The 587-nt window shown below is 79.6% G+C and carries 1 protein-coding gene; it reads right to left on the bottom strand.

Going from position 1 to position 587, the window contains the following annotated elements; translation table 11 throughout:
- Window positions 1–587: sensor histidine kinase (locus tag KUM32_RS40990; protein ID WP_254406790.1), on the bottom strand; the 587-nt coding region annotated here is incomplete at both ends.

Here is a 587-nt window from a genome sequence, read left to right as displayed (position 1 = left end):
GTGCCGTACCGCGTTGGTCAGCGCCTCCCGGACGATGCCGTACGCGGTGTCGCCGAGCACGCCGTCCGGCAGGGACTCCGCCTCGACCGTCACCGGCTGGCCGAGGGCGCGGAAGCCGGCCACCAGCTCCCGCAGCCGCTCCCGAGGCGCCGGGTGGTCCTGCGGCGAGGGCGCCGGCGCGCGCACCGCGCCGAGCGCCCGCGTCACCTCGCGACCGGTCTCGGCGGCGAACGTCAACGCCTCCCGCGCCAGCTCGGGCCGGCGCTCGCGCAGCCCGAGCGCGGCCTCGACCGTGACGACCACGGCCGTGAGGTGGTGGGCGCTGACGTCGTGCAACTCGCGCTCCATGCGGCGCCGCTCGGCCGCGGGCAGCCGGTGCCGTTCGGCACTGGCCCGGCGCAGCCGCGCCTCGGCGGCCCGCCGCGCGGCCCGCGCCCGGCGCGCGTACCGGCCCGCGCCGGTCGCCGCCGCGTACAGCAGGGCCGTCCACACCAGGTCGAGGCCCTGGCTGTCGCCGAGCCCGTGCAGGCTGAGGCCGTGCGCGAGCTGCCACAGGGCGAGCGTGCCGACGCACAGCCACGCCGTGG

This window comes from Streptomyces sp. AC627_RSS907 (assembly GCF_019049165.1).
Note: the sequence above shows the minus strand (reverse complement) of the source record. Positions and strands in the feature narration are given on the sequence as shown.